Origin of the sequence: Rhizobium sp. CFBP 8752 (genome assembly GCF_014842035.1) — a bacterium.
Taxonomy (GTDB): Bacteria; Pseudomonadota; Alphaproteobacteria; order Rhizobiales; family Rhizobiaceae; genus Neorhizobium; species Neorhizobium soli.
Genome location: NZ_JACYUZ010000001.1, coordinates 1,001,671 through 1,021,814, shown reverse-complemented (window position 1 = coordinate 1,021,814; position 20,144 = coordinate 1,001,671). Strand labels below are relative to the sequence as shown.

Below are 20,144 nucleotides of genomic sequence, written 5' to 3'. Positions count from 1 at the left end.
AAAAGCCGCCTCGGTAATCGGGCGGCTTGGTCATAGTCTTGTCGATGGACATGACTGGTCAAGGCCGCGTCAGCGTGCCCACCACCAGTTACCGTTGTTGCCCATCGAAATCATCATGGAGCGAATTGTTAGCGCGGCGCCGGCAAACGCGCAAGTGGATTTATTTGGCCACAATGCGACCAAAACAGGGTCATCCGCGTTGCGTCTCGGAAACATGGGAAAGGACGACCGAAGGATGAAGCATACTCTATGCCTTCTCGCTTTAAGCACTTCGCTGGCAATGAGCGCACCACTGACACTGGGTGCAGCGCCTCTGCCCGCCCGCCCAGCACCGCAAGGCTCGACGCCGAACGTTGTCGAAATCAACATCATCGACCAGTTCATGCGCGATGCCGGACGCACCCGCAAACAGTCTACGCGCAAATCCTCGTCCGGCAAAAACCAGTCGACCCGCCCCGCACAGGGTGCCCAGAACCAGAGCCGAGCCGCGATCCCCGCCGCCCCCGCCCTCGCTATCGTTCCGCTTCCCATGGCAAAGCCGGGTGGTGAACCCGTGCCCGAGGCAACCGCGGCAACAGCCGCTGCTACACCTGAGGTCGCCGCAAAGCCCGTCGAAGCAACGCCCGAGAACCCGCCCGAAACCCCTGCGGAGAAGCCGGCAGAGCGCCCCGCAGAGCCACCCGTCCCGGCTCCCGAACAGACCCAGAGCCCGGAACAGACCGGTAAAGCTCCGGAAGAAACCATACCCACCCCCACTCCCAAGCCGGAAGAACCAGCAGAGCAAAAGCCCGCTGCAGCGAGCGACGACGGCAAGACTGATCCTGCCAAACCGGACACTGCCAAGCTAGACGACAAGGCACCGCAGGACAAGGCTGCTGATGACAAAACTCCGGCCGATAAGCCTGCGGACGAAAAGCAGGAACAGGCCGAGACCCCGCCGCCGCCTCCGCCTCTCGTCGAGGAAGACGCCGCAGAACTGAAAGCCTGCCTTGCAGACCTCGGTGCCATCGGCGCCAAGTTTGAATCCGTCAAACCGATCGACGACGGCAATGGCTGCGGCATCAAGCAGCCGATCGAGGTGGCGCAGGTTCTACCCGGCGTCGATCTCGGCGGCGCCACCATGCGCTGCAAGACGGCGCTGACAATGGCCCACTGGCTCAAGGATACGGTGCAGCCAGCGCTCAACATCGCCATGCCAGGCCGCAAGATTACCGGCCTCGTTCCCGGCTCCACCTACCAGTGCCGCCTCAGAAACAGCGCCTCGACCGGCAAGATCTCCGAGCACGGTCGCGGCAACGCCTTCGATGTCGCCGCCTTCAAGCTCGACAATGGCGAGAAGGTCGTGATGAAGCGCCGGGAGGACGATCATACGCTGGAGGGTGCCTTCCAGATGACCGCCACCGCCGGCGCCTGCCTGCATTTCACGACGGTCCTCGCACCCGGCAGCGATGCTGCGCACGAGGATCACCTTCACCTGGATATCATCGACAGGGATGGCGGCTACCGCATCTGCGAGTAGCCGTTGAGGGCCAGGGTCAGGCCGGCGAGGAGCCGGTCAGCCGGCTTTCCTGGGTGCCGATCGTCATGGCATTGCCGCGCCATTCGAACGATCCGGAAAGCCAGCTCCTGATCCAGATTGCCGGCAGCATCACGTCGCGCACCATCATCGCCGGCAGCGACAGGATCGACAGCCGCCAGCCCTTGGCCCGCGCAAGGGCCAGTTCCGGCAGGTAGGTTGCGGCAAACACCGTTGCGGCCACCGCTGCCGAATTGAGATCCAGCAGGACGGCAGCGATCAGCCCAAGCGCCAGAGGCGGCAGCGCTCCAAGCAGAATCTCCGGTGTGAAGAACAGCGGAAACGTCACCCGCCGCAGCCGGGCCCAACGCGTCTGGCGTGACCAGATTTCCTCCAGCCCTCGGCGCCCGAGCGGCTGCTCGAACGGCGCCGAGACCAGATGCACTTTCTTGCCACGCCGGTTGACGAGCTTGGTCGACGCCGCGTCCTCGGCAATCTCGGCCGCCAGCGCCTGGATGCCGCCGGCAGCATCCAGAAACGGCTTGTGCCACAGCATGCTCTTGCCCTGCGCAAAGCCGAGCCCCAGCGCCTCGCCCACATATTGCCAGCGCGCCTGCAGCGTATTCAGGAAAGCGCATTCCACTTCCGCCCAGAACCCGTCCGGACGCGATCCGATCGGCGTCGAGCATACGAGCCCGGTATCGGCCCGCCAACCGGAGACGAGGTTCTGAATATAGTCCTTGGGCATCAACACGTTGGAATCGGCAAGCACCACCCACTCGTGTCGTGCCGCATGCCAGCCCTTGGCGCAGTTGTTGAGCTTGGGATTGGCGCTGATCCGGTCATCGCCGATCAGCAGCCGCGCCGGCACCGCCGGATGCGCGGCAATCGCCGAGCGGATCTCGGCGATGATCGGATCACCCTCGTCCTGCACGCAGAAGATCAGCTCGTAATCCGGCCACTCGAGCTTGAATGCATGCGCGAGCGTCAGGCTGGAATAGGCCTCGATGCCGCGCACCGGAATGACGATCGATACACCGTCCGGCTTGATCACCGCCGGCTTGTCACTCGCTTTGTCCCGATGCGAAAGCCGCAGGCCGGCAACCGCGATGCTGAAGAGATTGATCGCCAGAAGGGCGATGGCGAGTGTCGCAAGAACAAGATCCATCCTGATGTTCCCGATGGCCGGCCCCGAATCGTCGGGTCACCGCCAGTGCCTGAAGAGTAAGGGCAAGCAGACCATTTCGGTGTGACAGACGCATGACGTTGCCCCTCACCCGCGAAGGCGAGAGGCCAAGACGATCCGGAGAAAACCCGCTGAGCAGCCTCCCTGCTTAGAACAGCCCCTCGATCAGCCCATCCGCGTTGAGATGGATCCGCTCGGCCGACGGCGCGCTGGGAAGACCCGGCATGGTCATGATCTCGCCGGTGATCGCCACGATAAAGCCGGCGCCGGCCGACAGTCGCACTTCGCGCACATGCACCACATGCCCTTCCGGAGCACCGCGCAGGTTGGGGTCGGTGGAGAACGAATACTGCGTCTTGGCGATGCAGACCGGCAGATGGCCGTAGCCAGCACTTTCCCAGGCCTTCAGCTGATCGCGCACCGGCTTTTCCGCCGTCACCTCGCCGGCATGATAGATCTTGGTGGCGACCGCCTCGATCTTTTCCATCAGCGGCATGTCGTCAGGATAGATCGGCTTGAAGGCGGCGGCACCGCTTTCGGCCAGTTCCACCACCTTGTAGGACAGTTCCTCGATCCCGGCCGAACCTTCCGCCCAGTGACGGCAAAGGATCGCCTCGGCGCCGTGATGCGAGACGTAGTCCTTGATCGCCGCCACTTCCGCATCGGTATCCGAGATGAAGTGATTGATCGCGACCACGACCGGCACACCGAACTTGCGCACGTTTGCGATGTGACGCCCAAGGTTCGAACAGCCGCGCGTCAGCGCCTCGACATTTTCGGCTCCGAGATCGTCCTTCTTCACGCCGCCATTCATCTTCAGCGCCCGGATGGTCGCGACGATCACGGCCGCATCGGGCTTCAGCCCCGCCTTGCGGCACTTGATGTCGAAGAACTTTTCGGCACCCAGATCCGCTCCGAAACCCGCTTCGGTCACCACATAGTCGCCAAGCTTCAGCGCCGTCTTCGTCGCGATCACGGAGTTGCAGCCATGGGCGATGTTGGCGAACGGCCCGCCATGCACCAGCGCCGGATTGTTTTCCAGCGTCTGCACCAGGTTCGGCTGCATCGCGTCCTTCAGAAGCACCGCCATCGCCTTGTCGGCCTTGATGTCTCTGGCATAGACCGGCGAGCGGTCGAACCGGTAGCCGATGACGATATCGCCGAGCCGCTTTTCGAGGTCGGCCAGATCCTGCGCCAGACAGAGGATCGCCATCACTTCGGATGCGACGGTAATGTCGAAGCCGCTTTCGCGGGCAAACCCGTTCGACACGCCGCCGAGCGAGGTCACGGTCTGGCGCAGCGCCCGGTCGTTCATGTCCATCACCCGCCGCCAGGTGATGCGGCGCGTGTCGATGTCGAGCGCGTTGCCCCAGTAGACATGGTTGTCGATCATCGCCGACAGGAGATTGTGCGCAGAGGTAATGGCGTGGAAGTCACCGGTGAAATGCAGGTTGATGTCTTCCATCGGCACGACCTGCGCATAGCCGCCGCCGGCAGCCCCGCCCTTGACGCCGAAACAGGGGCCGAGCGACGGCTCGCGCACGCAGATCACGGCCTTCTTGCCGATCCGGTTCAGCCCGTCGCCGAGGCCTACCGTGGTCGTCGTCTTGCCCTCGCCGGCAGGCGTCGGATTGATCGCCGTCACGAGGATCAGCTTGCCATCGGGGCGGCCCTGGAGCGAGCCGATGAAATCGGCCCCGATCTTCGCCTTGTCATGGCCGTAGGGCACCAACGCCTCGGGAGAGATGCCAAGCGCCGCGCCAATGTCCGCGATCGGTTTCTTTTTTGCCGCGCGGGCGATCTCGATGTCGGATGGAACGGGGGCCATGCTTGTCTCTCGCTTGTTGGTTTGCGTGAACCATGGCCACAGCCGCTTCCCCACGACAAGCCCGGAACGGGAACAGCGCCCTGATTATGCACACTACAACGCGCTCATCCACACACCAAAGTTGCAATTTAATTCGATGCAATCTTATATATCTCTGATCCATGGGGGATCGAGGGGGAACGACCAATGAACCTTATTCTCTGCTGCGACGGCACCTGGAACACGCCCGACGATATGGATGGCGGCCAGCCTAGCCCGACCAATGTTCGCAAGATTTACAATGCAGTCGCCGACAAGGATGCCGCTGGCATCAAACAGGATGCCTACTATCACCCCGGTGTCGGCACAGACGGAACCTGGTGGCGACGTGCGGTGGAAGGCGGTACCGGCAAGGGTCTCGCTGACAACATCAAGGGCGCTTACAAATGGCTTGCCAGCACCTACAAATCCGGAGATCAAATCTATCTGTTCGGCTTCAGCCGTGGCGCCTACACGGTCCGCAGCCTCGGCGGCATGATCTCCAAATGCGGCCTTCTGGATATCAAAGCCTCTAAGCTCGACGAAGAGGGAACCTGGAAGGCGATCGAGGCGATTTTCACGGAGTACCGCGCCAAGAGCGAAGCCGGCACCAAGCGCAAACAGTCCGGCAAGATCCACTTCCACAACGTCGCCCCAGGCGGCACCCGCAATGCCTCAACGCTCATCCAGTTCATCGGCGTCTGGGATACGGTCGGCGCGCTCGGCATTCCCGATGACATGGGGTTTCTCAACCTTCTCGACAACCCGGAGAACCATGAGTTTCACGATACGACACTCGGTTCCGCCGTCCTCAACGCCCGCCATGCAGTGGCGCTCGACGAGTTCCGCCAAAGTTTCATGCCGACGCTCTGGGTCAAGCCGGATGGCTGGACCGGAACGCTGAAACAGGTCTGGTTCCCAGGCGTGCATGGTGATGTCGGCGGTGGCTATGCCGCAACGGGCCTTTCGGACGGCGCTCTCCTGTGGATGATGAACGAGGCAAAAAGCTGCGGCCTCGTATTCCGCGAAGGGGCTGAAAACCAGCTGAGGCCGGATCCGCGCGGCGTGCTGCATGATTCCGCCAGTGGCATCTTCGCCAAGCTGAAAACGAGACCGCGCGCCGTACCGCACGTGACCGCAACGCCTTCAGAAGATTTGCACAGCTCCGCCTCCGAGCGGCACCGCACCCCGCCCTTGTCGCAGGGGCGCTACCGGCACGCCAACGCAGACCTGCCCGCAGAGGTCGACGTCTTCGCACGCGACCACTGGAACGACACCGGCATCTTTCTGCAAAAGGGCATTACCTACACGTTCGTCGCGAAAGGCGAGTGGACCGATGGCACGGTCCTGTGCAACGCCGATGGCCCGAAAGATGGAGGAAACTTCCAGGCCGGTGAGATTGCCCATATTGCCTCTAGCGGCCTTGGCCAGCTCGAGAAGGCGTGGAAATGGTCGACCGGAAACCAGCAGGTGGATTTCTGGTGGACCCGTCGCGAGGAGGAGCTTCCCTGGTTCAGCCTGATCGGCGTGATCGCCAACGACGTGCCGCCGCCCGCTCAGCAGCAGACGCCCAAGAACGGCATTCTCAAACTGCCCCACGAGGTGTTTCTCATCCGCAGCAAGGCGAAATTCACACCGAAGGGCGACGGCTATCTTTACTGCTTCGCCAACGATGCCTGGGGCGCCTACGGCAACAACCGCGGCAGCGTCAGGCTGACAGTCGCGCCTTCCCCGTCTTCCGCAAACCCACCACCGAGCCACTGACCAACCACGCCGTGACGACGACCAACACTCGTCACGGCGTGCTCTCACCACACGCCGCGCAAAAACATGAGTATTACACTCAGATTCAAACTTGACTCATTTAGTTTAGATTTCTAAGGCTTTTTGCGGGGCTTCTGCTTCGGCGGAAATCAAACAATCCGAACGTTACCCGGACGCAGGCTATCGCCGCGCCCGATGTCTCTGCATGTCTTTTTGAGGGGAACCACCATGCCTACCCGTTCGTCGCGGCATCGCCATCTCTACGCCGGAACTGCCGCACTTCTGCTGATCACGGCCGCGCCGCCGGCATGGGCGCAGGAGACTGCCCAGACCGCCGCTGGAACGACCGCCGCGACCCAGGTTGCCGATGGCCAGGATACGACCGCCCTGAAGCCGATCGTGTTGCGCGACGGGACTTCCGTCGGCAAGTCGGACTCGCCGCTGACCGAGACGACAGATCGTCAGGTCATCCAGGACCGGATGGTCACCGATTTCAAGGATTTCTCCCGCCGCGTCGATGCCGGCGTCACCTTCAACCGGCAGAGCCAGAGCATCAACATTCGCGGTCTGCAAAACGAGCGCGTCCTGACGACGATCGACGGGATCCGCCAGCCCTGGCTGACCGACCCGCGCGATAGCGCCCGTGGCGGCAACAACGCCTTCGATTTCGACACGCTTTCGACGATCGATATCACCAAGGGTGCCGATTCGAGCCGCGTCGGATCCGGCGCTCTTGGCGGCGCAGTCCAGCTCTACACGATCAATCCGGAAGACCTGATCGAGGACGGCCGTAATTTCGGCGCCCTGACCAAGAGCACCTATGACAGCGCCGACCGCAGCCTCGGCAACAATGCCGCCATCGCCGCACGACACAATGACAGCTGGTTCATGCTCCAGGGCGGCTACAAGCGCGGCAACGAGACCGATAACGAGGGCGACATCGGTGGTTACGGCACCACCCGCACGGAGGCCAATCCAGGCGATTACTGGCAGCGCAACCTGCTCGCCAAGTTCCACCAGTATATCGAGGGCGGCCATCGTTTCGGCCTGACCGGCGAACTCTTCAACAAGGAGATCGACAGCGACAACATGCGCGGCACGACAACGAGCTACCAGCAGGGCACGCTGAAGAGCGGCGAAGAGGTCGATCGCAAGCGGCTGTCGGCATCCTACGACTTTATCTCCCCCAGCGGCGGCGACATCGTCGATCAGGCGAGCATCATCGCCTACTGGCAAAAGCAGCGACTGAACAACACGACGGACGGGTTCCGCCTCACCGATCCACGCGGCTCAATCATTTCCGGCGACCCCTTCTTCTACGGCTCCCCAAGCGGTATCTACAGCCGAGACAACCAGCTGACACAGGATAGCTACGGCATCTCCGGCAGCGCCTCGAAGGAACTGACCATCGGCGGCGTCAGCCACGAATTCCGGTTCGGCGGCGAGCTCTCCTGGCAGAAGACCTATCAATACTCCTCCGGCGTCGACAATTGCCCTGATGTCGACTGGACGACCATCCCGCAACCCTTTGGTCCCCAGTCCTGCCGCATGCTCCATTCCAATTCGTCCGATATGCCTGACGTCGACGGGATGATCTTCGGCATGTATGCCGAAGACGACATCAAGTTCTTCGAGGACCGCCTGACGGTGACGCCCGGTGTGCGCTTCGACTGGTACGATTACGATCCGAAATCGACCGCAAGCTTCGAGGACAGCCCGAACTACGATCCGGCCTATCTCGAAAGCAACAACGACTTCGGCATCTCGCCGAAACTCCGCTTCGGCTGGAAGGCGACCCAGGAACTGGAACTGTTCGCCCAGTATGCCCGCGGCTTCCGCGCACCGACCGCGACCGAGCTTTACCAGAATTACGGCGCTCCGGGCTCCTATGCCCGCATCGGCAATCCTGATCTCGAAACCGAAACCAGCAACGGTTTTGAAATCGGCGCCAAATACGACGCGGCCGACTATTCGTTCAAGGCGACCGCCTTCAACAACTACTACAAGAACTTCATCGACACGGTCACCATCGCGCCTCCAGGCGGTGAGTACCCGGTCGGCGGCATCACCGGCTACGAAAACCTCAACCACGTCCGCATCTACGGCATCGAGCTGGGTGGCGAATGGCGCTTCGATCCACGCTGGCGCACCTGGGGCTCGTTTGCCTATTCGCACGGCAAGGATACCGATACCGGCGACTACCTGAACTCGGTCGCGCCGCTGCGCGCCATCATCGGCCTTGGCTATTCATCCGAGACCTGGGGCTCGGACGTCTCGCTGACGCTTGCGTCCTCCCGCAACAAGGTCAGCGGCACCGGCTTCGAGGCACCCGGTTACGGTCTCGTCGACACAACCGTCTGGTGGGCACCCGAAAAGGTTGGTACCGTCGATCTCTCCGGCCTCAAGGTTCAGGCCGGCGTCTTCAACGTGTTCGACAAGAAGTACTTTGACGCGGTCAGCGTCCCGGACGGCGTGTCGGCTTCGGCGCAGGACTTCTACAGCGAGCCCGGCCGCAGCTTCAAACTGTCCGTGACCAAGAAGTTCTGATCCCTCCCGACGATCGCCCTTTGATCCTGGACGCCGCATTCCCCGTAGGGGATGCGGCGTTTTCGTCAGGATAGGCATCTTGCACCGGTTTTCGGCCCGGCTTATGGGAATCTCCAGCGCCTGCAACGGAGAACGGCCCCCATGAAATCGCTGGAACTGCTTGTCGAGAAGATCATCCTCTCCAGTCGCTGGCTGCTCGTCGTCTTCTATCTGGGCCTGGTTGCCGCACTCGCCGTCTACGCGCTGTCTTTCATGTTCAAGTTCTGGAAAGTCGCCAAGGAAGTCTTCACGCTAAGCGAAGCCGAAATGATCCTCGCCATGCTGGGTCTCATTGATGCGGCACTCGTTGCGAGCCTGATCGTGATGGTGATGATCTCTGGTTACGAGAACTTCGTTAGCCGCTTCGACGAAACGGAAGCCGACGTTTCGTTCCTCGGCAAACTGGATGCCGGAAGCCTCAAGATCAAGGTCGCCTCCTCCATCGTTGCCATCTCGTCGATCCATCTCCTGCAGATCTTCCTCAACGCCAACCAGTACTCGGATACCACGCTGATGTGGTACACGATCATCCACCTCACCTTTGTGGTCTCGGCCGTCATGCTCGGCTGGCTGGAGAAGATCATGGCGACGACAAAGGCCCACAAACACGAAACCAAGCTTTGACCGACTCAGCGTCTAAATCATCCCGGAGCAGGCGGGACCGGTGATTGACGAACCGCAAAAGTGCTTGCGACTGAGCCCATCTCGGCGATACATGAGACAAATATAACAGTATCTCGGAAAATTACTCCACACGGGGGCTTTTGCTCACTTTTCCGCTGGATTTACAAAGCGATTAGTATATTTGTTGCGCTTAACATAATAACCATTCACTTTTTTCGAAGCTAATATGATCACGCTGGAGCGGCAATCGATCCTCAACGGCGAAATTTCTGCAGCCTACTCCCGTGCGGAGATTTCGACGGTCTTTGAACGGGCCACACGCGAATTTGGCTTGCGCCATTTCGCTCTGGTCAAGCTTCCGCCTGCAAGCGAGACGCTTCTGTCCCGCATCATCGTCGAGACCAATCTTCCCAAGGACTATATCCGCGAATTCGATCGACTGCGGCTGCTGCCACGCACCCGGATGGCGGATGCCACGAGCGGCTGGTCGCTCCCGGACTGTTGCTGTCTCGATGATCGCAACTCGCCTGGCCAGCTCCCGCCGGACCTGATCGCCCTGCGCCGTCAGTACGGCATGATCACCAGCGTAGCGATGGCGCTTCATTCGGTCGATGGTACCGGCTTCCGCATCCGCATGTCGGGAGATCGTCCGCGCCTGACCCAGGCGGAACTGAACGAAATCGGCATGGTTATTTTGCACGCCTTCGCGGTGTTCGATCGCATCCGCCGATCGGAGCAGGCATCGACCTTCGGGCCGCTGACCACGCGGGAACTTGAAGTCGTACGCTGGACGGCACAGGGCAAGACCTCGTCCGAAATCGGCAAGATCCTCTCCCTCTCCGATCACACGGTCAACGCTTACATGACCAACGCCATCAAGAAGCTCGATTGCGTCAACCGCACCCAGCTTGTGGCAAAAGCGCTGAGACTGCGGCTCATCAGCTAGCGCTGCTGCAGCCGCACCGTCTTACCGATCCAGTACGCCGCGCACTTCAACGAGGTTGGAGCGCACCATCAGCGTATGGAAGCCCATCACCGACAGATGGCTCGGCATGATCATCCCGTCTTCCGCCCCATTGGACACGATCGACGGCTGGATGCGAAGTGCTGCGCGGAAACGCGACAGCGTCTCGTTCCAAAGCTGCGTCAGGTTGCGCTCGCGGATGACCTGCGAGAAGTCGGCACCGGCGGCGGAAAGCACGGCGTAATAGCCGTAGAGCTGGCCATAGGCGAACCAGAAACGGTCGTCGGCACGGGTATCGAACCAGCCCGCCGCATGGTTTTCCGACCGGTCACGCAGGATCGCAGCCGTCGCACCAAGATCATTGGCGATCCGGTCGACGAACTGCACGAGATTGTCGGAGCGGCTGTCGAAGGTCGCGTTGCAGGAGGTGAGATCGGCGTTGAAGGCCCGCAGCTTTTCGATCGCGGTGCGATAGTAGCTCGGCGTCGGCGTTTTGAAGCCAAACGGATCGACACCGAAATACCAGGAATACTCATCAAACTGCAGGTTGCCGCGGGCATCCTGTAGGTTGGTGTTGACACCCGACGTGCCACGCACGCGGCCGAGCGTATCGACAAGTTCGCTGGACGTGCGCCGCACGGCCTGGTTCACGCCGCGTTGGAACGAAGCCTTGTTGTCGAGAAATGGCGTGTTGTCCCAGCTGATGCCGAAGAAGCCGAGCCGGTAGAGCAGCATGGACGAGATCCACGCATTCTGGTTCACGTTGGCGTCGGTCAGATCCGCCGCCGCATCGACGATCGCCGACGACTGGCACTGGCGGGCAGCCACAACAGGCGCGGCGGGCACGGGAGAAGACGCGGCCGTCCCGTTCGATGTTTCGGCAGCAGCCGCCGCCACGGGCGCCGTCGCAGGAAGGTCCTGGCCGGCCGGCACGGTGCGCTCATTCCAGCGATAGGCATCGACAAAGCTCGGGTTGAACCCGGTCCAGATCTGGGTCTGCACGAAGAAATAGCCGTAAAGACCAAACAGGATAACGAGGAATGCCAGGATCGGCGCCTTCACCATCAGGTGCCGCTCGCCATACCAGCCATGAGCGGCACGAAACGGCCAGACGATCCCGGCGACGAGCAGTCCGATGCCCCTTGCGATCGCCTTGCCCAGGGTCTGAAGTGAGGCCTTGAGCCGATCGAGCATCCTGTTCTCCTGTCTGTGGGGCCGATAGGTACGCCCGGTTGTTCCAACAGATATGGTTCCGCAAGCAGGCAAACAACCGCGCTGCACAAAAATCGGCAGCGGAGCACGGGTTTACGATCGCAGATAGCCGCCAAACGGCCAGTGCGGCATCCTCCAGCGCCCGTCACTGGCGCTCTTCACAGCCGTCACCTCTCCAGGCTCGCTCCCATCGGTCACGGACACCGGATCGGTCTCCGCCTTCGGCAGGAACCGGTCGGCAAAAGCCTGTTGCGCCGCCCGTTTTGCTTGCCCGGCACCGGAGGCCCGCCAGGCACTCTCGGCAAATACCCCTGCTACCGGAACACTGTAGGGGAGAAGACCCTGCAGCGGTGGATCGCGCTGCCAGAGCGCCTGATGAACCGCCAGCAGGTCGCCGGTGTCGAAAAGCACCTTGTGGCGCAAGATATTGAGCGTCATCACGCTGGCATTCATCCGGTCGGTTATACCGTTCATCAGCCGGAAAAGGCCTTCCGTCCGGCCCACCGCGTCGGGTTTGGACAGATCCTCGCCCATCAACCCGCGCACCAGCTCCCTGCGGTGGTCGGCAAGGTCGAGAAGCCCCCTCTCGAACCGGTAGCGTCCCATCATCAGCGCGACACGTTCCTTGTCGAGCAGCGTGTAGAACGCATTTCCGACATCGAGGAGCTGCTTCACGGGCTCGATGCCCGTCCTATTTTGCCCCGAACGTTGACCGGACCATTTCGTGGTCCAGCCGAGTATGCGCTTCAAACTGGTGGGCTCGACAGGATCGTCGAAGGTCTGCCGCAGCCTCGTCACCGCATCGCCGAACGCGCCGACCGCTTTGGCGAGATCCGCCTCCAGGCCGTCGCCCATCATCGTCACCCGTGCCTGCCGCTCGGCCTCGGCTTCGAGGTCTGCGACATCTGGAACGTGTCTGTCCTTCACCCCTCGCGAAAGCATCGCTTCGGATGTGGCGAGCTCGTCCCACATTGCCTGAAACGCCGTCGCGATCCGGGATATTTCCTCGTGAAATCGCCGGTAATCTCCCATGCCCTGCCCTCCCCAAAGCACTCCCGCGGCCATGCCACCGTCCGGGAGAATTTCAAGGTATCACAGGCTGGAAAAATCGCTACGTCGTTTCAACGCAAACGGGAACAATGCCAGTCTTCGCGTCGCCGCTTACCAGCAGCGCATCTTTTCTTCCCAGTGCCGACGGCAAAGCGAGACGTAGCGGTCGTTACCGCCCACTTCAACCTGTGCGCCTTCGCGAAGCGCCTCGCCATCGGCATCCACACGCACGACCATCGTTGCCTTGCGTCCGCAATGGCAGATCGTGCGGACTTCACGCAGTTCGTCGGCAATCGCCAGCAACTCCTGCGACCCCGGAAACAGCTTTCCGCGGAAATCAGTCCGCAGACCATAGGCCATGACCGGAATGCCGACGCGGTCGGTGATGCGGGCAAGCTGCCACACCTGCTCGGAGGTCAGGAACTGCGCCTCGTCGATAAAGACGCAGGTCAGCGGCTCTTGCCCATGCAGCTTTGAGATCTCCGCATAGAGATCGTCCTCTGGGCTGAACGGGATCGCGTCGGATGACAGGCCGATTCGCGATGCAACGCGCCCCTGGCCGCCCCGGAGGTCGAAGTCGGCGATGAAGATTGCCGTGCGCATGCCGCGTTCGCGGTAGTTGTAGGATGCCTGCAGCAGCATGGTCGATTTGCCGGCATTCATCGTTGCATAGTGGAAGTAAAGCTTGGCCATGCGGCTTTGTGATGCCGATCGGCATCGAAGAAAAGCGCTGCCACGCAAAACCCACAAAAAATACGCGAACGACCCATCAATCGGTGCCTTGTCGCAAATGGTGGCTTCAGACGCCGTGATGCACAAGCTTGCCTGTTTCGGAGAGATATTGATAAGGTTGGGCATGATTTTAATGGGGAGCATAAAAATGACCATGACCGTTTCGACCAAGACCATTCTGGCCGCCGCCGTCTCTATGATGGCGCTGAGCGGAGCTGCTTCGGCCGCCGAGCCGGCAAGCTGCGGCACCGTCCGTTTCTCCGATGTCGGCTGGACCGACATCACCGCCACGACCGCCACCGCCTCCGTCCTTTTGAAGGCGCTCGGCTATGAGACGGATGTGAAGGTGCTTTCGGTGCCGGTCACCTATTCGTCGCTGAAAAACAAGGATATTGACGTCTTTCTCGGCAACTGGATGCCGACCCAGGAAGCCGACGTCCGGCCCTTCCTCACCGACAAGTCGGTCGAATCCATCGGCCCCAACCTCGTCGGCGCCAAGTACACGCTGGCAACCAATTCCAAGGGCGCCGAACTCGGAATCAAGGACTTCAAGGATATCGCAGCCAAGGCCGATGCTTTGGGCGGCAAGATCTATGGCATCGAACCCGGCAATGACGGCAACCGCCTGATCCTCGGCATGATCGAGAAGGACACATTCGGCCTCAAGAAGCTGGAAGTGGTGGAATCTTCTGAACAGGGCATGCTGGCCCAGGTCGCCCGCGCCGACAAGGCCGGCGAACCCGTCGTCTTCCTCGGCTGGGAACCGCATCCGATGAACGCCAACTTCAAGCTGACCTACCTTACCGGCGGCGATGACGTGTTCGGCGCGAATTTCGGCGGCGCCGAAGTCTATACCAACGTCCGCGCCGGCTACACGCAGGAATGCCCCAATGTCGGCACCTTCATCAAGAACCTGAAGTTCTCGCTGCCGATGGAAAACCAGATCATGGGCGGCATCCTCAACGACGGTGAAGAGCCGGAAGCAGCGGCGACCACGTGGCTGAAGGCCAATGGCGCTGCGATCACCCCGTGGCTTGCCGGCGTCACCACCAAGGACGGCAAGCCCGCCGAGGCAGCGGTCAAGGCCGAACTCGGCCTGTAAGACGCGGCGCAAACCGGCGAATGCCGGCGGTGTGATCCTCGGGCCCGTCCCGAGGATCCGCTGACGTTGGTAGACCCTTGGGGGCGCCCTCGAGGGTAACGCTTTCGCTCCTTGTATTTCCTTCCAGACGAGGCAGGCACGCGACGTGAACTGGCTAACCAACTCGCTCCCGAACTGGCTTGTGGATTCCACCGGCAAGATCCGCCTTGGAAACTGGGCGAAAGATGCGGTCGACTGGCTGACCACCAATGCCGACTGGTTCTTCAACTGGCTCGCCACCGTGCTGTCGGCGGTCATCGATGCGATCCTGTACGTGCTGCAGGGGCCGAACCCCTTCGTGCTGATCGCCATCGTAACGGCGCTCGCCTTCTGGCTGAGACGATCCGTCTCGATATCAGCCTTCACCGCAATCGGTCTGTTGCTAATCTATAACCAGGGCTACTGGAAAGAGACGACGGAGACGCTGGCGCTAGTCCTTGCAGCCACCGCCGTCTGCATGGCGGTCGGCATTCCGATCGGAATCGCTGCCGCCCGTCGCCCCTGGCTCTACGAAATCCTGCGGCCGATCCTCGACCTGATGCAGACCATTCCCACCTTCGTCTATCTCATCCCGGCGCTCATTCTGTTCGGCCTTGGAATGGTGCCGGGCCTTATCGCAACCGTCATCTTCGCCATCCCCGCCCCGGTCCGACTCACCCGCCTCGGCATCATCTCGACGCCCGGATCTCTGACCGAAGCAGCCGTCGCCTTCGGCGCGACGCCGTCGCAGGTCCTGCGCAAGATCGAGCTCCCTTACGCGATGCCGCAGATCATGGCCGGTCTGACCCAGACGATCATGCTGTCGCTGTCGATGGTGGTAATCGCAGCGCTTGTCGGTGCCCCCGGTCTCGGCGTACCGGTCGTGCGCGCGCTCAACACCGTCAACATCGCCCGCGGCTTTGATGCCGGCTTCTGCATCGTCATCCTGGCGATCATTCTCGACCGCATGTTCAGAACGGCAGAACCGGGAGGCAAGTCATGACCGACGCGATGAACCGGACAGCGCCTGCCGCCGTCACCTTCTCGAAGGTCGATATCATCTTCGGCAACAACCCGGAGCGGGCTGTCAAACTGCTCGACCAAGGCATGACGCGCGACCAGATCTCGGAAGAAACCGGGATCGTGCTCGGAGTCGCCGATGCCACGCTGTCGGTGCGCGAAGGCGAAATCCTGGTGCTGATGGGCCTGTCCGGATCCGGCAAGTCGACGCTCCTGCGCGCCGTCAATGGTCTGGCGCCGGTCGTGCGCGGCGCGGTCAGCGTCGCCACCCCGTCCGGACCGGTCGATCCCTACAAGGCCGGCACCCGCACCTTGCGCGATCTTCGGATGCACACGGTTTCGATGGTCTTCCAGCAGTTCGCGCTGCTGCCGTGGCGCACCGTCGCCGACAATGTCGGCTTCGGGCTGGAGCTTGCCGGCGTCGCCGAACCGGAGCGGCGCAAGCGCGTCGACGAACAGCTGGAACTCGTCAACCTCAGCCAGTGGGCGGATCGCAAGGTGGGTGAACTCTCCGGCGGCATGCAGCAGCGTGTCGGCCTTGCCCGCGCCTTTGCCACCGGCGCACCGATCCTGCTGATGGACGAACCTTTTTCGGCGCTCGATCCGTTGATCCGCACCCGCCTTCAGGACGAGCTGCTGGAATTCCAGCGCCGCCTGAAAAAGACCATCCTGTTCGTCAGCCACGACCTCGACGAGGCTTTCCGCATCGGCAACCGCATTGCCATCATGGAAGGCGGCCGTATCGTCCAGTGCGGCACCCCGCAGCAGATCGTCCAGGCACCTGCAAACCAGTATGTCGCCGATTTCGTCCAGCACATGAACCCGATCAGCCTGCTCACCGCGGGCGACGTGATGCGGCAAGGCGTAACCGCCGATGCCGGGGCGCCGCCGGTGTCGGCAACAGCGAAGAGCACCACGCCGCTGGTCGACATCATGGATGCGCTGGCCCGACAGAGGGGATCGATCGCGGTCGTCGATAACGGCGCCGTCGTCGGCGCGATTACGGCTGACGACGTGATTGCAGGTCTGACACGCCACCGACGCCGGACTTGATGCAAATCAAGGCGGACTGACACTCGTTTGTTAATGATCTGCTGTTATAGAGATTTGAAATTTAGAACTGGTGAATATTTTGACCGACGAGCTGCAGGGCGCAATGACGGTGAGACAGGCTCTTCCACCGACCTCTGCGCAGGAACCTTCGAAAGATCAAAGCGTGTTGCGTGACACGGATGAGGAGGCACGCCACCTTGCGCGGATGCTGGTGCGCGGCGCCCGTCACATGGCGCTTGCGGTGCTTGATCCCACAAGCGGTTTTCCCTCCGCAAGCCGCGTGCTGACCGGAACCGATCTTGATGGCGTGCCGGTGATTCTCGTATCGGCGCTGTCGGGTCATACGAAGGGATTGGCAGGCGATCCCCGCTGTTCTCTACTCGCCGGCGAGACCGGCAAGGGCGATCCGCTCGCCCATCCGCGAATCACCGTTCAGTGCATTGCGGAAAAAGTGGAAAGAGATAGTCCCGTCCATCTGCGCATCCGCCAGCGGTTTCTGGACCGTCATCCGAAAGCAAAACTCTATATCGACTTTCCGGATTTCTACTTTTTTCGCCTTGTTCCGCAGTCGGCCTCGCTCAACGGCGGCTTTGGCAGGGCCTATGTCTTGGATGGCAGCGACCTTGTCATCGCGAACCCTGGAAGCGGCGAGGAATGGAGTAATTTCTCGCGCGATATCAGAGAGTTGACGGACGAAGCGAACAGCCTTGCCGCACGGCTCGGCGCAAAGAATGCTGGTCAATGGCGGTTCGTCGGTGCAGATAGCGCCGGGCTAGATCTGATCGCCGGAGACACATTGCTGAGACATGAGTTCAGGACGTTGCAATCGTCCCCCGAGCACGCGTCCCAGTATATTTTCAATATGTCTAAAACAGTGTAGTCGACTACCCAAAATCTAGGGATATACAACTTTGATGTCTGCTGGTTTAGTCAGTTCCAGGGACTACGGCATTACCGGAGCACGGCATGCTCAGGAAGAGGGGATAGAGATATGATGGAAACGATGCCACTTTCAGACCACTCGAATGCAGCAGCGAATTTGCTGTCTGCGATGGCAAATCCAAAGCGGCTGATGATTTTGTGCTGCCTGGTCAAGGGCGAAGTAGCTGTGGGGGCACTGGCTACTCAAGTTGGCCTGAGCCAGTCTGCACTGTCACAGCACTTGTCCAAGCTGCGCGCGCAGAAATTGGTGAAGACGCGCCGCGATGCGCAGACGATCTATTATTCGAGTTCCGCGGACTCGGTTCTCAAGGTCCTGTCGACGCTTGAAAACATCTACTGCATCCCGGCTGAGACGAAATCTGCAGCCGCCTGAAATCTTGTCCGCTGCATGACGCGGCGGGTCAGAACGCATCCACACAGCGTTGCCGGCATGGCTGGTAGCATTTTTTCTTTTTGAAATTTGCTTTGTAAGATTTTTTGAAACCGATGAAATCTCTGGAAATGGCTCGTCTCGCGACGAGCCATTTCTGTTTTGACTATGCCTTGAAGAACGCCAGCAGATCAGCGTTGATGAGATCGGCATGCGTCGTCGCCATGCCATGCGGCAGACCTTCGTAGACCTTGAGCGTGCCGTTCTTCAAAAGCTTGGATGACAGCATCGCCGAATCGGCGATCGGCACGATCTGGTCGTCGTCGCCATGCATGACGAGAACCGGCAGATCGATCGCCTTGAGGTCTTCCGTGAAGTCGGTTTCGGAGAATGCCTTGATGCAATCGTAATGCGACTTGGTGCCGCCCATCATGCCCTGACGCCACCAGTTGCGGATCACGCCTTCGGAGACCTCAGCACCGTCGCGGTTGTAGCCGTAGAACGGTCCGGTCGGGATATCGAGGAAGAACTGCGCCCGGTTGGCCGCCTGTGCGGTACGGAAACCGTCGAACACAGACAGCGGCAGGCCGCCGGGATTGCTGTCGCTCTGTACCATGACAGGCGGCACCGCACCGATCAGCACGGCCTTGGCAACGCGGCCCTGCGGCTGGCCGAATTTCGCGACATAGCGCGTGACCTCGCCGCCACCCGTCGAGTGACCGACATGGATGGCTTCCTTGAGGTCCAGATGCGCCGCCAGTTCGGCAACGTCTGCCGCGTATGTGTCCATCTCGTTGCCGGTATCGGTCTGACTGGAACGGCCGTGCCCGCGACGGTCATGCGCGATCACGCGGTAACCCTGGTCGAGGAAGAACAGCATCTGGGCGTCCCAATCATCGGATGAAAGCGGCCATCCATGATGGAAGACAATCGGCTGGGCGTCCTTGCTGCCCCAGTCCTTGAAGTAGATCTGCGTGCCGTCGCTGGTGGTGATGTAGCTGCTGCTCATGGCTTACCCTCGATTGATATGACAGGTGAGAGGTGAACGTCTGCATTTGGCTGACCGGTACATCGGGCAGCGCCTGCAGATTATGATTCCCTCTCGCTTTTGCAACTCTTGATAAAAGCTAGAACCAGACATTCAACAATATGGTTGACAATTGCGGCGGAGGTTCTAAGTTAAACCTTATGGTTGAATTAACGGAACATCAGATCGGTGCGGTTTTTCAGGCTCTGAGCGACACCACGCGCCGGCAGATGCTAACGGCTCTTGCAAGCGGTGGGCAGACTGTCGGACAACTGGCAGCCCCCTACGACATGTCGCTGGCAGCCGCGTCGAAACACATCAAGGTCTTGGAGGCAGCCGGGCTGGTCCGCCGGGAAATCCAGGGCCGTACGCATCTCTGCCGCCTTTCGCCAGGCCCGCTCGCCGCCGCCCACGAATGGCTGGCCTTCTACGAACGCTTCTGGACCGCCCGCCTCGACACGCTCGACCGGCTGTTGCGCGAGGACGATGCGATCAAGACCACCGGCCCGCAAGGCGAGGCCACCACCAAAGCCGAAGGAAAACCGCACAGCAAACCGGGAGACGATCAATGACCGACATGACATCGTTGAGCAGGCACGCCTTCATGACAGAACCCCTCGCCCTGACGATCCAGCGCAAGCTGCCAGGGCCGATCGAACGCATCTGGGACTATGTCACCGACAGCGATCTGCGCCGCCAGTGGCTCGCGTCCGGCACGATGCCGCGTCAGCCCGGCGGCACGTTCGAGCTCGTCTGGCGCAATGATGAACTCAGCGATGATCCCGCCGGCCGCCCGGAAGGCTTTCCCGAAGAACAGCGCATGGAGAGCGAGATGATCGCCTTCGAAGCACCCCACCGGGTGGTCTTCTCCTGGCCACCCTCAGGCGAGGTCTCGATCGAACTGCAGGCCGTCGGCAAGGATGTTCTTCTGACCCTCACCCACCGCCGCATTTCCGACCGTCGCAACATGGTCATGGTCGGCGCGGGCTGGCATGCCCACCTCGACATCCTCGAGGTCAAGGCAGCGGGCCAAAATCCTGCCGCCTTCTGGCCCGCATGGCTTCGTCTGCGCGAGGAATACGAAGCCATCGTTCCCGCCTGAGATCCTCTAGCGACCACACCCCGCCCCGGC

General features: G+C 61.1%; 18 protein-coding genes. 12 read left to right on the top strand and 6 right to left on the bottom strand.

The features are described 5' to 3' along the window. Window positions 1-235 precede the first annotated feature (235 nt). Window positions 236-1,519, top strand: coding sequence for an extensin-like domain-containing protein (locus IFT59_RS04900; protein ID WP_192086239.1), 1,284 nt, complete (start codon window positions 236-238; stop codon window positions 1,517-1,519). A gap of 16 nt (window positions 1,520-1,535) precedes the next feature. Here IFT59_RS04900 and IFT59_RS04895 read toward each other — a convergent pair whose 3' ends face one another. Then, on the bottom strand, window positions 1,536-2,684 hold the full coding sequence (locus IFT59_RS04895) for a ceramide glucosyltransferase (RefSeq protein WP_192086238.1): 1,149 nt from the start codon (window positions 2,682-2,684) through the stop codon (window positions 1,536-1,538). 166 nt (window positions 2,685-2,850) lie between these two features. Then, the gene (locus tag IFT59_RS04890; RefSeq protein WP_192086237.1) at window positions 2,851-4,530 is read right to left on the bottom strand and encodes a formate--tetrahydrofolate ligase; all 1,680 of its coding nucleotides are present in this window, start codon (window positions 4,528-4,530) and stop codon (window positions 2,851-2,853) included. A gap of 186 nt (window positions 4,531-4,716) precedes the next feature. On the opposite strand from IFT59_RS04890, the gene IFT59_RS04885 reads away from it, so the two are divergent. From IFT59_RS04885 to IFT59_RS04870, 4 genes are all read left to right on the top strand, one after another. Continuing rightward, window positions 4,717-6,312 (top strand): DUF2235 domain-containing protein, encoded by a 1,596-nt coding sequence (locus IFT59_RS04885; RefSeq protein WP_174196397.1) that lies wholly within the window; start codon window positions 4,717-4,719, stop codon window positions 6,310-6,312. A 228-nt stretch (window positions 6,313-6,540) separates the two neighbouring features. Next, window positions 6,541-8,859 (top strand): TonB-dependent hemoglobin/transferrin/lactoferrin family receptor, encoded by a 2,319-nt coding sequence (locus tag IFT59_RS04880; protein WP_192086236.1) that lies wholly within the window; start codon window positions 6,541-6,543, stop codon window positions 8,857-8,859. A 141-nt stretch (window positions 8,860-9,000) separates the two neighbouring features. Next, window positions 9,001-9,522, top strand: coding sequence for a TIGR00645 family protein (locus tag IFT59_RS04875; protein WP_082472017.1), 522 nt, complete (start codon window positions 9,001-9,003; stop codon window positions 9,520-9,522). Between the two features lie 226 nt (window positions 9,523-9,748). Then, complete coding sequence (locus IFT59_RS04870) at window positions 9,749-10,468, top strand: helix-turn-helix transcriptional regulator (protein WP_062455631.1); 720 nt, start codon at window positions 9,749-9,751, stop codon at window positions 10,466-10,468. 21 nt (window positions 10,469-10,489) lie between these two features. Here the strand turns inward: IFT59_RS04870 and IFT59_RS04865 are convergent, their stop codons facing one another. The 3 genes from IFT59_RS04865 to IFT59_RS04855 form a co-directional block, all read right to left on the bottom strand. Then, the gene (locus IFT59_RS04865; protein ID WP_192086235.1) at window positions 10,490-11,680 is read right to left on the bottom strand and encodes a DUF2333 family protein; all 1,191 of its coding nucleotides are present in this window, start codon (window positions 11,678-11,680) and stop codon (window positions 10,490-10,492) included. Window positions 11,681-11,791: 111 nt separating this feature from the next. Next, the gene (locus IFT59_RS04860; protein WP_192086234.1) at window positions 11,792-12,763 is read right to left on the bottom strand and encodes a hypothetical protein; all 972 of its coding nucleotides are present in this window, start codon (window positions 12,761-12,763) and stop codon (window positions 11,792-11,794) included. Window positions 12,764-12,859: 96 nt separating this feature from the next. Further along, on the bottom strand, window positions 12,860-13,441 hold the full coding sequence (locus IFT59_RS04855) for a thymidine kinase (RefSeq protein WP_192086233.1): 582 nt from the start codon (window positions 13,439-13,441) through the stop codon (window positions 12,860-12,862). Window positions 13,442-13,634: 193 nt separating this feature from the next. On the opposite strand from IFT59_RS04855, the gene IFT59_RS04850 reads away from it, so the two are divergent. From IFT59_RS04850 to IFT59_RS04830, 5 genes are all read left to right on the top strand, one after another. Next, window positions 13,635-14,582 carry a choline ABC transporter substrate-binding protein gene (locus IFT59_RS04850; RefSeq protein WP_430243817.1) on the top strand — a complete coding sequence of 316 codons (948 nt, stop codon included), beginning with the start codon at window positions 13,635-13,637 and terminating at the stop codon, window positions 14,580-14,582. A 145-nt stretch (window positions 14,583-14,727) separates the two neighbouring features. Continuing rightward, window positions 14,728-15,603: a choline ABC transporter permease subunit gene (choW, locus tag IFT59_RS04845; protein ID WP_062455618.1), complete on the top strand. Its 876-nt coding sequence runs from the start codon at window positions 14,728-14,730 to the stop codon at window positions 15,601-15,603. After that, window positions 15,600-16,673 (top strand): choline ABC transporter ATP-binding protein, encoded by a 1,074-nt coding sequence (gene choV / locus IFT59_RS04840; RefSeq protein WP_062455615.1) that lies wholly within the window; start codon window positions 15,600-15,602, stop codon window positions 16,671-16,673. The genes choW and choV overlap by 4 nt, the downstream gene beginning before the upstream one ends. Window positions 16,674-16,776: 103 nt before the next feature. Beyond that, on the top strand, window positions 16,777-17,553 hold the full coding sequence (locus IFT59_RS04835; protein WP_192087107.1) for a HugZ family pyridoxamine 5'-phosphate oxidase: 777 nt from the start codon (window positions 16,777-16,779) through the stop codon (window positions 17,551-17,553). A gap of 114 nt (window positions 17,554-17,667) precedes the next feature. Continuing rightward, complete coding sequence (locus tag IFT59_RS04830; protein WP_062457893.1) at window positions 17,668-17,988, top strand: ArsR/SmtB family transcription factor; 321 nt, start codon at window positions 17,668-17,670, stop codon at window positions 17,986-17,988. Between the two features lie 163 nt (window positions 17,989-18,151). Here the strand turns inward: IFT59_RS04830 and IFT59_RS04825 are convergent, their stop codons facing one another. Then, a complete protein-coding gene (locus IFT59_RS04825) occupies window positions 18,152-18,994 on the bottom strand; it encodes an alpha/beta fold hydrolase (RefSeq protein ID WP_062582859.1) in 843 nt (280 codons plus the stop codon). Between the two features lie 179 nt (window positions 18,995-19,173). Between IFT59_RS04825 and IFT59_RS04820 the strand changes: the two genes are divergently transcribed. Next, window positions 19,174-19,584, top strand: coding sequence for an ArsR/SmtB family transcription factor (locus tag IFT59_RS04820; protein ID WP_192086231.1), 411 nt, complete (start codon window positions 19,174-19,176; stop codon window positions 19,582-19,584). Continuing rightward, the gene (locus IFT59_RS04815; RefSeq protein WP_192086230.1) at window positions 19,581-20,114 is read left to right on the top strand and encodes an SRPBCC family protein; all 534 of its coding nucleotides are present in this window, start codon (window positions 19,581-19,583) and stop codon (window positions 20,112-20,114) included. The genes IFT59_RS04820 and IFT59_RS04815 overlap by 4 nt, the downstream gene beginning before the upstream one ends. Window positions 20,115-20,144: the final 30 nt, after the last annotated feature.

Excerpts from the sequence above, each read along its gene's own strand:
- IFT59_RS04865 (WP_192086235.1), bottom strand. The coding sequence starts at position 11,680 with ATGCTCGATCGGCTCAAGGCCTCACTTCAGACCCTGGGCAAGGCGATC.
- IFT59_RS04815 (WP_192086230.1), top strand. The coding sequence starts at position 19,581 with ATGACCGACATGACATCGTTGAGCAGGCACGCCTTCATGACAGAACCC.
- IFT59_RS04830 (WP_062457893.1), top strand. The coding sequence starts at position 17,668 with ATGGAAACGATGCCACTTTCAGACCACTCGAATGCAGCAGCGAATTTG.
- IFT59_RS04855 (WP_192086233.1), bottom strand. The coding sequence starts at position 13,441 with ATGGCCAAGCTTTACTTCCACTATGCAACGATGAATGCCGGCAAATCG.
- IFT59_RS04860 (WP_192086234.1), bottom strand. The coding sequence starts at position 12,763 with ATGGCCGCGGGAGTGCTTTGGGGAGGGCAGGGCATGGGAGATTACCGG.
- choV (WP_062455615.1), top strand. The coding sequence starts at position 15,600 with ATGACCGACGCGATGAACCGGACAGCGCCTGCCGCCGTCACCTTCTCG.
- IFT59_RS04870 (WP_062455631.1), top strand. The coding sequence starts at position 9,749 with ATGATCACGCTGGAGCGGCAATCGATCCTCAACGGCGAAATTTCTGCA.
- IFT59_RS04885 (WP_174196397.1), top strand. The coding sequence starts at position 4,717 with ATGAACCTTATTCTCTGCTGCGACGGCACCTGGAACACGCCCGACGAT.
- IFT59_RS04820 (WP_192086231.1), top strand. The coding sequence starts at position 19,174 with ATGGTTGAATTAACGGAACATCAGATCGGTGCGGTTTTTCAGGCTCTG.
- IFT59_RS04825 (WP_062582859.1), bottom strand. The coding sequence starts at position 18,994 with ATGAGCAGCAGCTACATCACCACCAGCGACGGCACGCAGATCTACTTC.
- IFT59_RS04900 (WP_192086239.1), top strand. The coding sequence starts at position 236 with ATGAAGCATACTCTATGCCTTCTCGCTTTAAGCACTTCGCTGGCAATG.
- IFT59_RS04880 (WP_192086236.1), top strand. The coding sequence starts at position 6,541 with ATGCCTACCCGTTCGTCGCGGCATCGCCATCTCTACGCCGGAACTGCC.
- IFT59_RS04890 (WP_192086237.1), bottom strand. The coding sequence starts at position 4,530 with ATGGCCCCCGTTCCATCCGACATCGAGATCGCCCGCGCGGCAAAAAAG.
- IFT59_RS04835 (WP_192087107.1), top strand. The coding sequence starts at position 16,777 with ATGACGGTGAGACAGGCTCTTCCACCGACCTCTGCGCAGGAACCTTCG.
- IFT59_RS04895 (WP_192086238.1), bottom strand. The coding sequence starts at position 2,684 with ATGGATCTTGTTCTTGCGACACTCGCCATCGCCCTTCTGGCGATCAAT.
- IFT59_RS04875 (WP_082472017.1), top strand. The coding sequence starts at position 9,001 with ATGAAATCGCTGGAACTGCTTGTCGAGAAGATCATCCTCTCCAGTCGC.
- IFT59_RS04850 (WP_430243817.1), top strand. The coding sequence starts at position 13,635 with ATGACCGTTTCGACCAAGACCATTCTGGCCGCCGCCGTCTCTATGATG.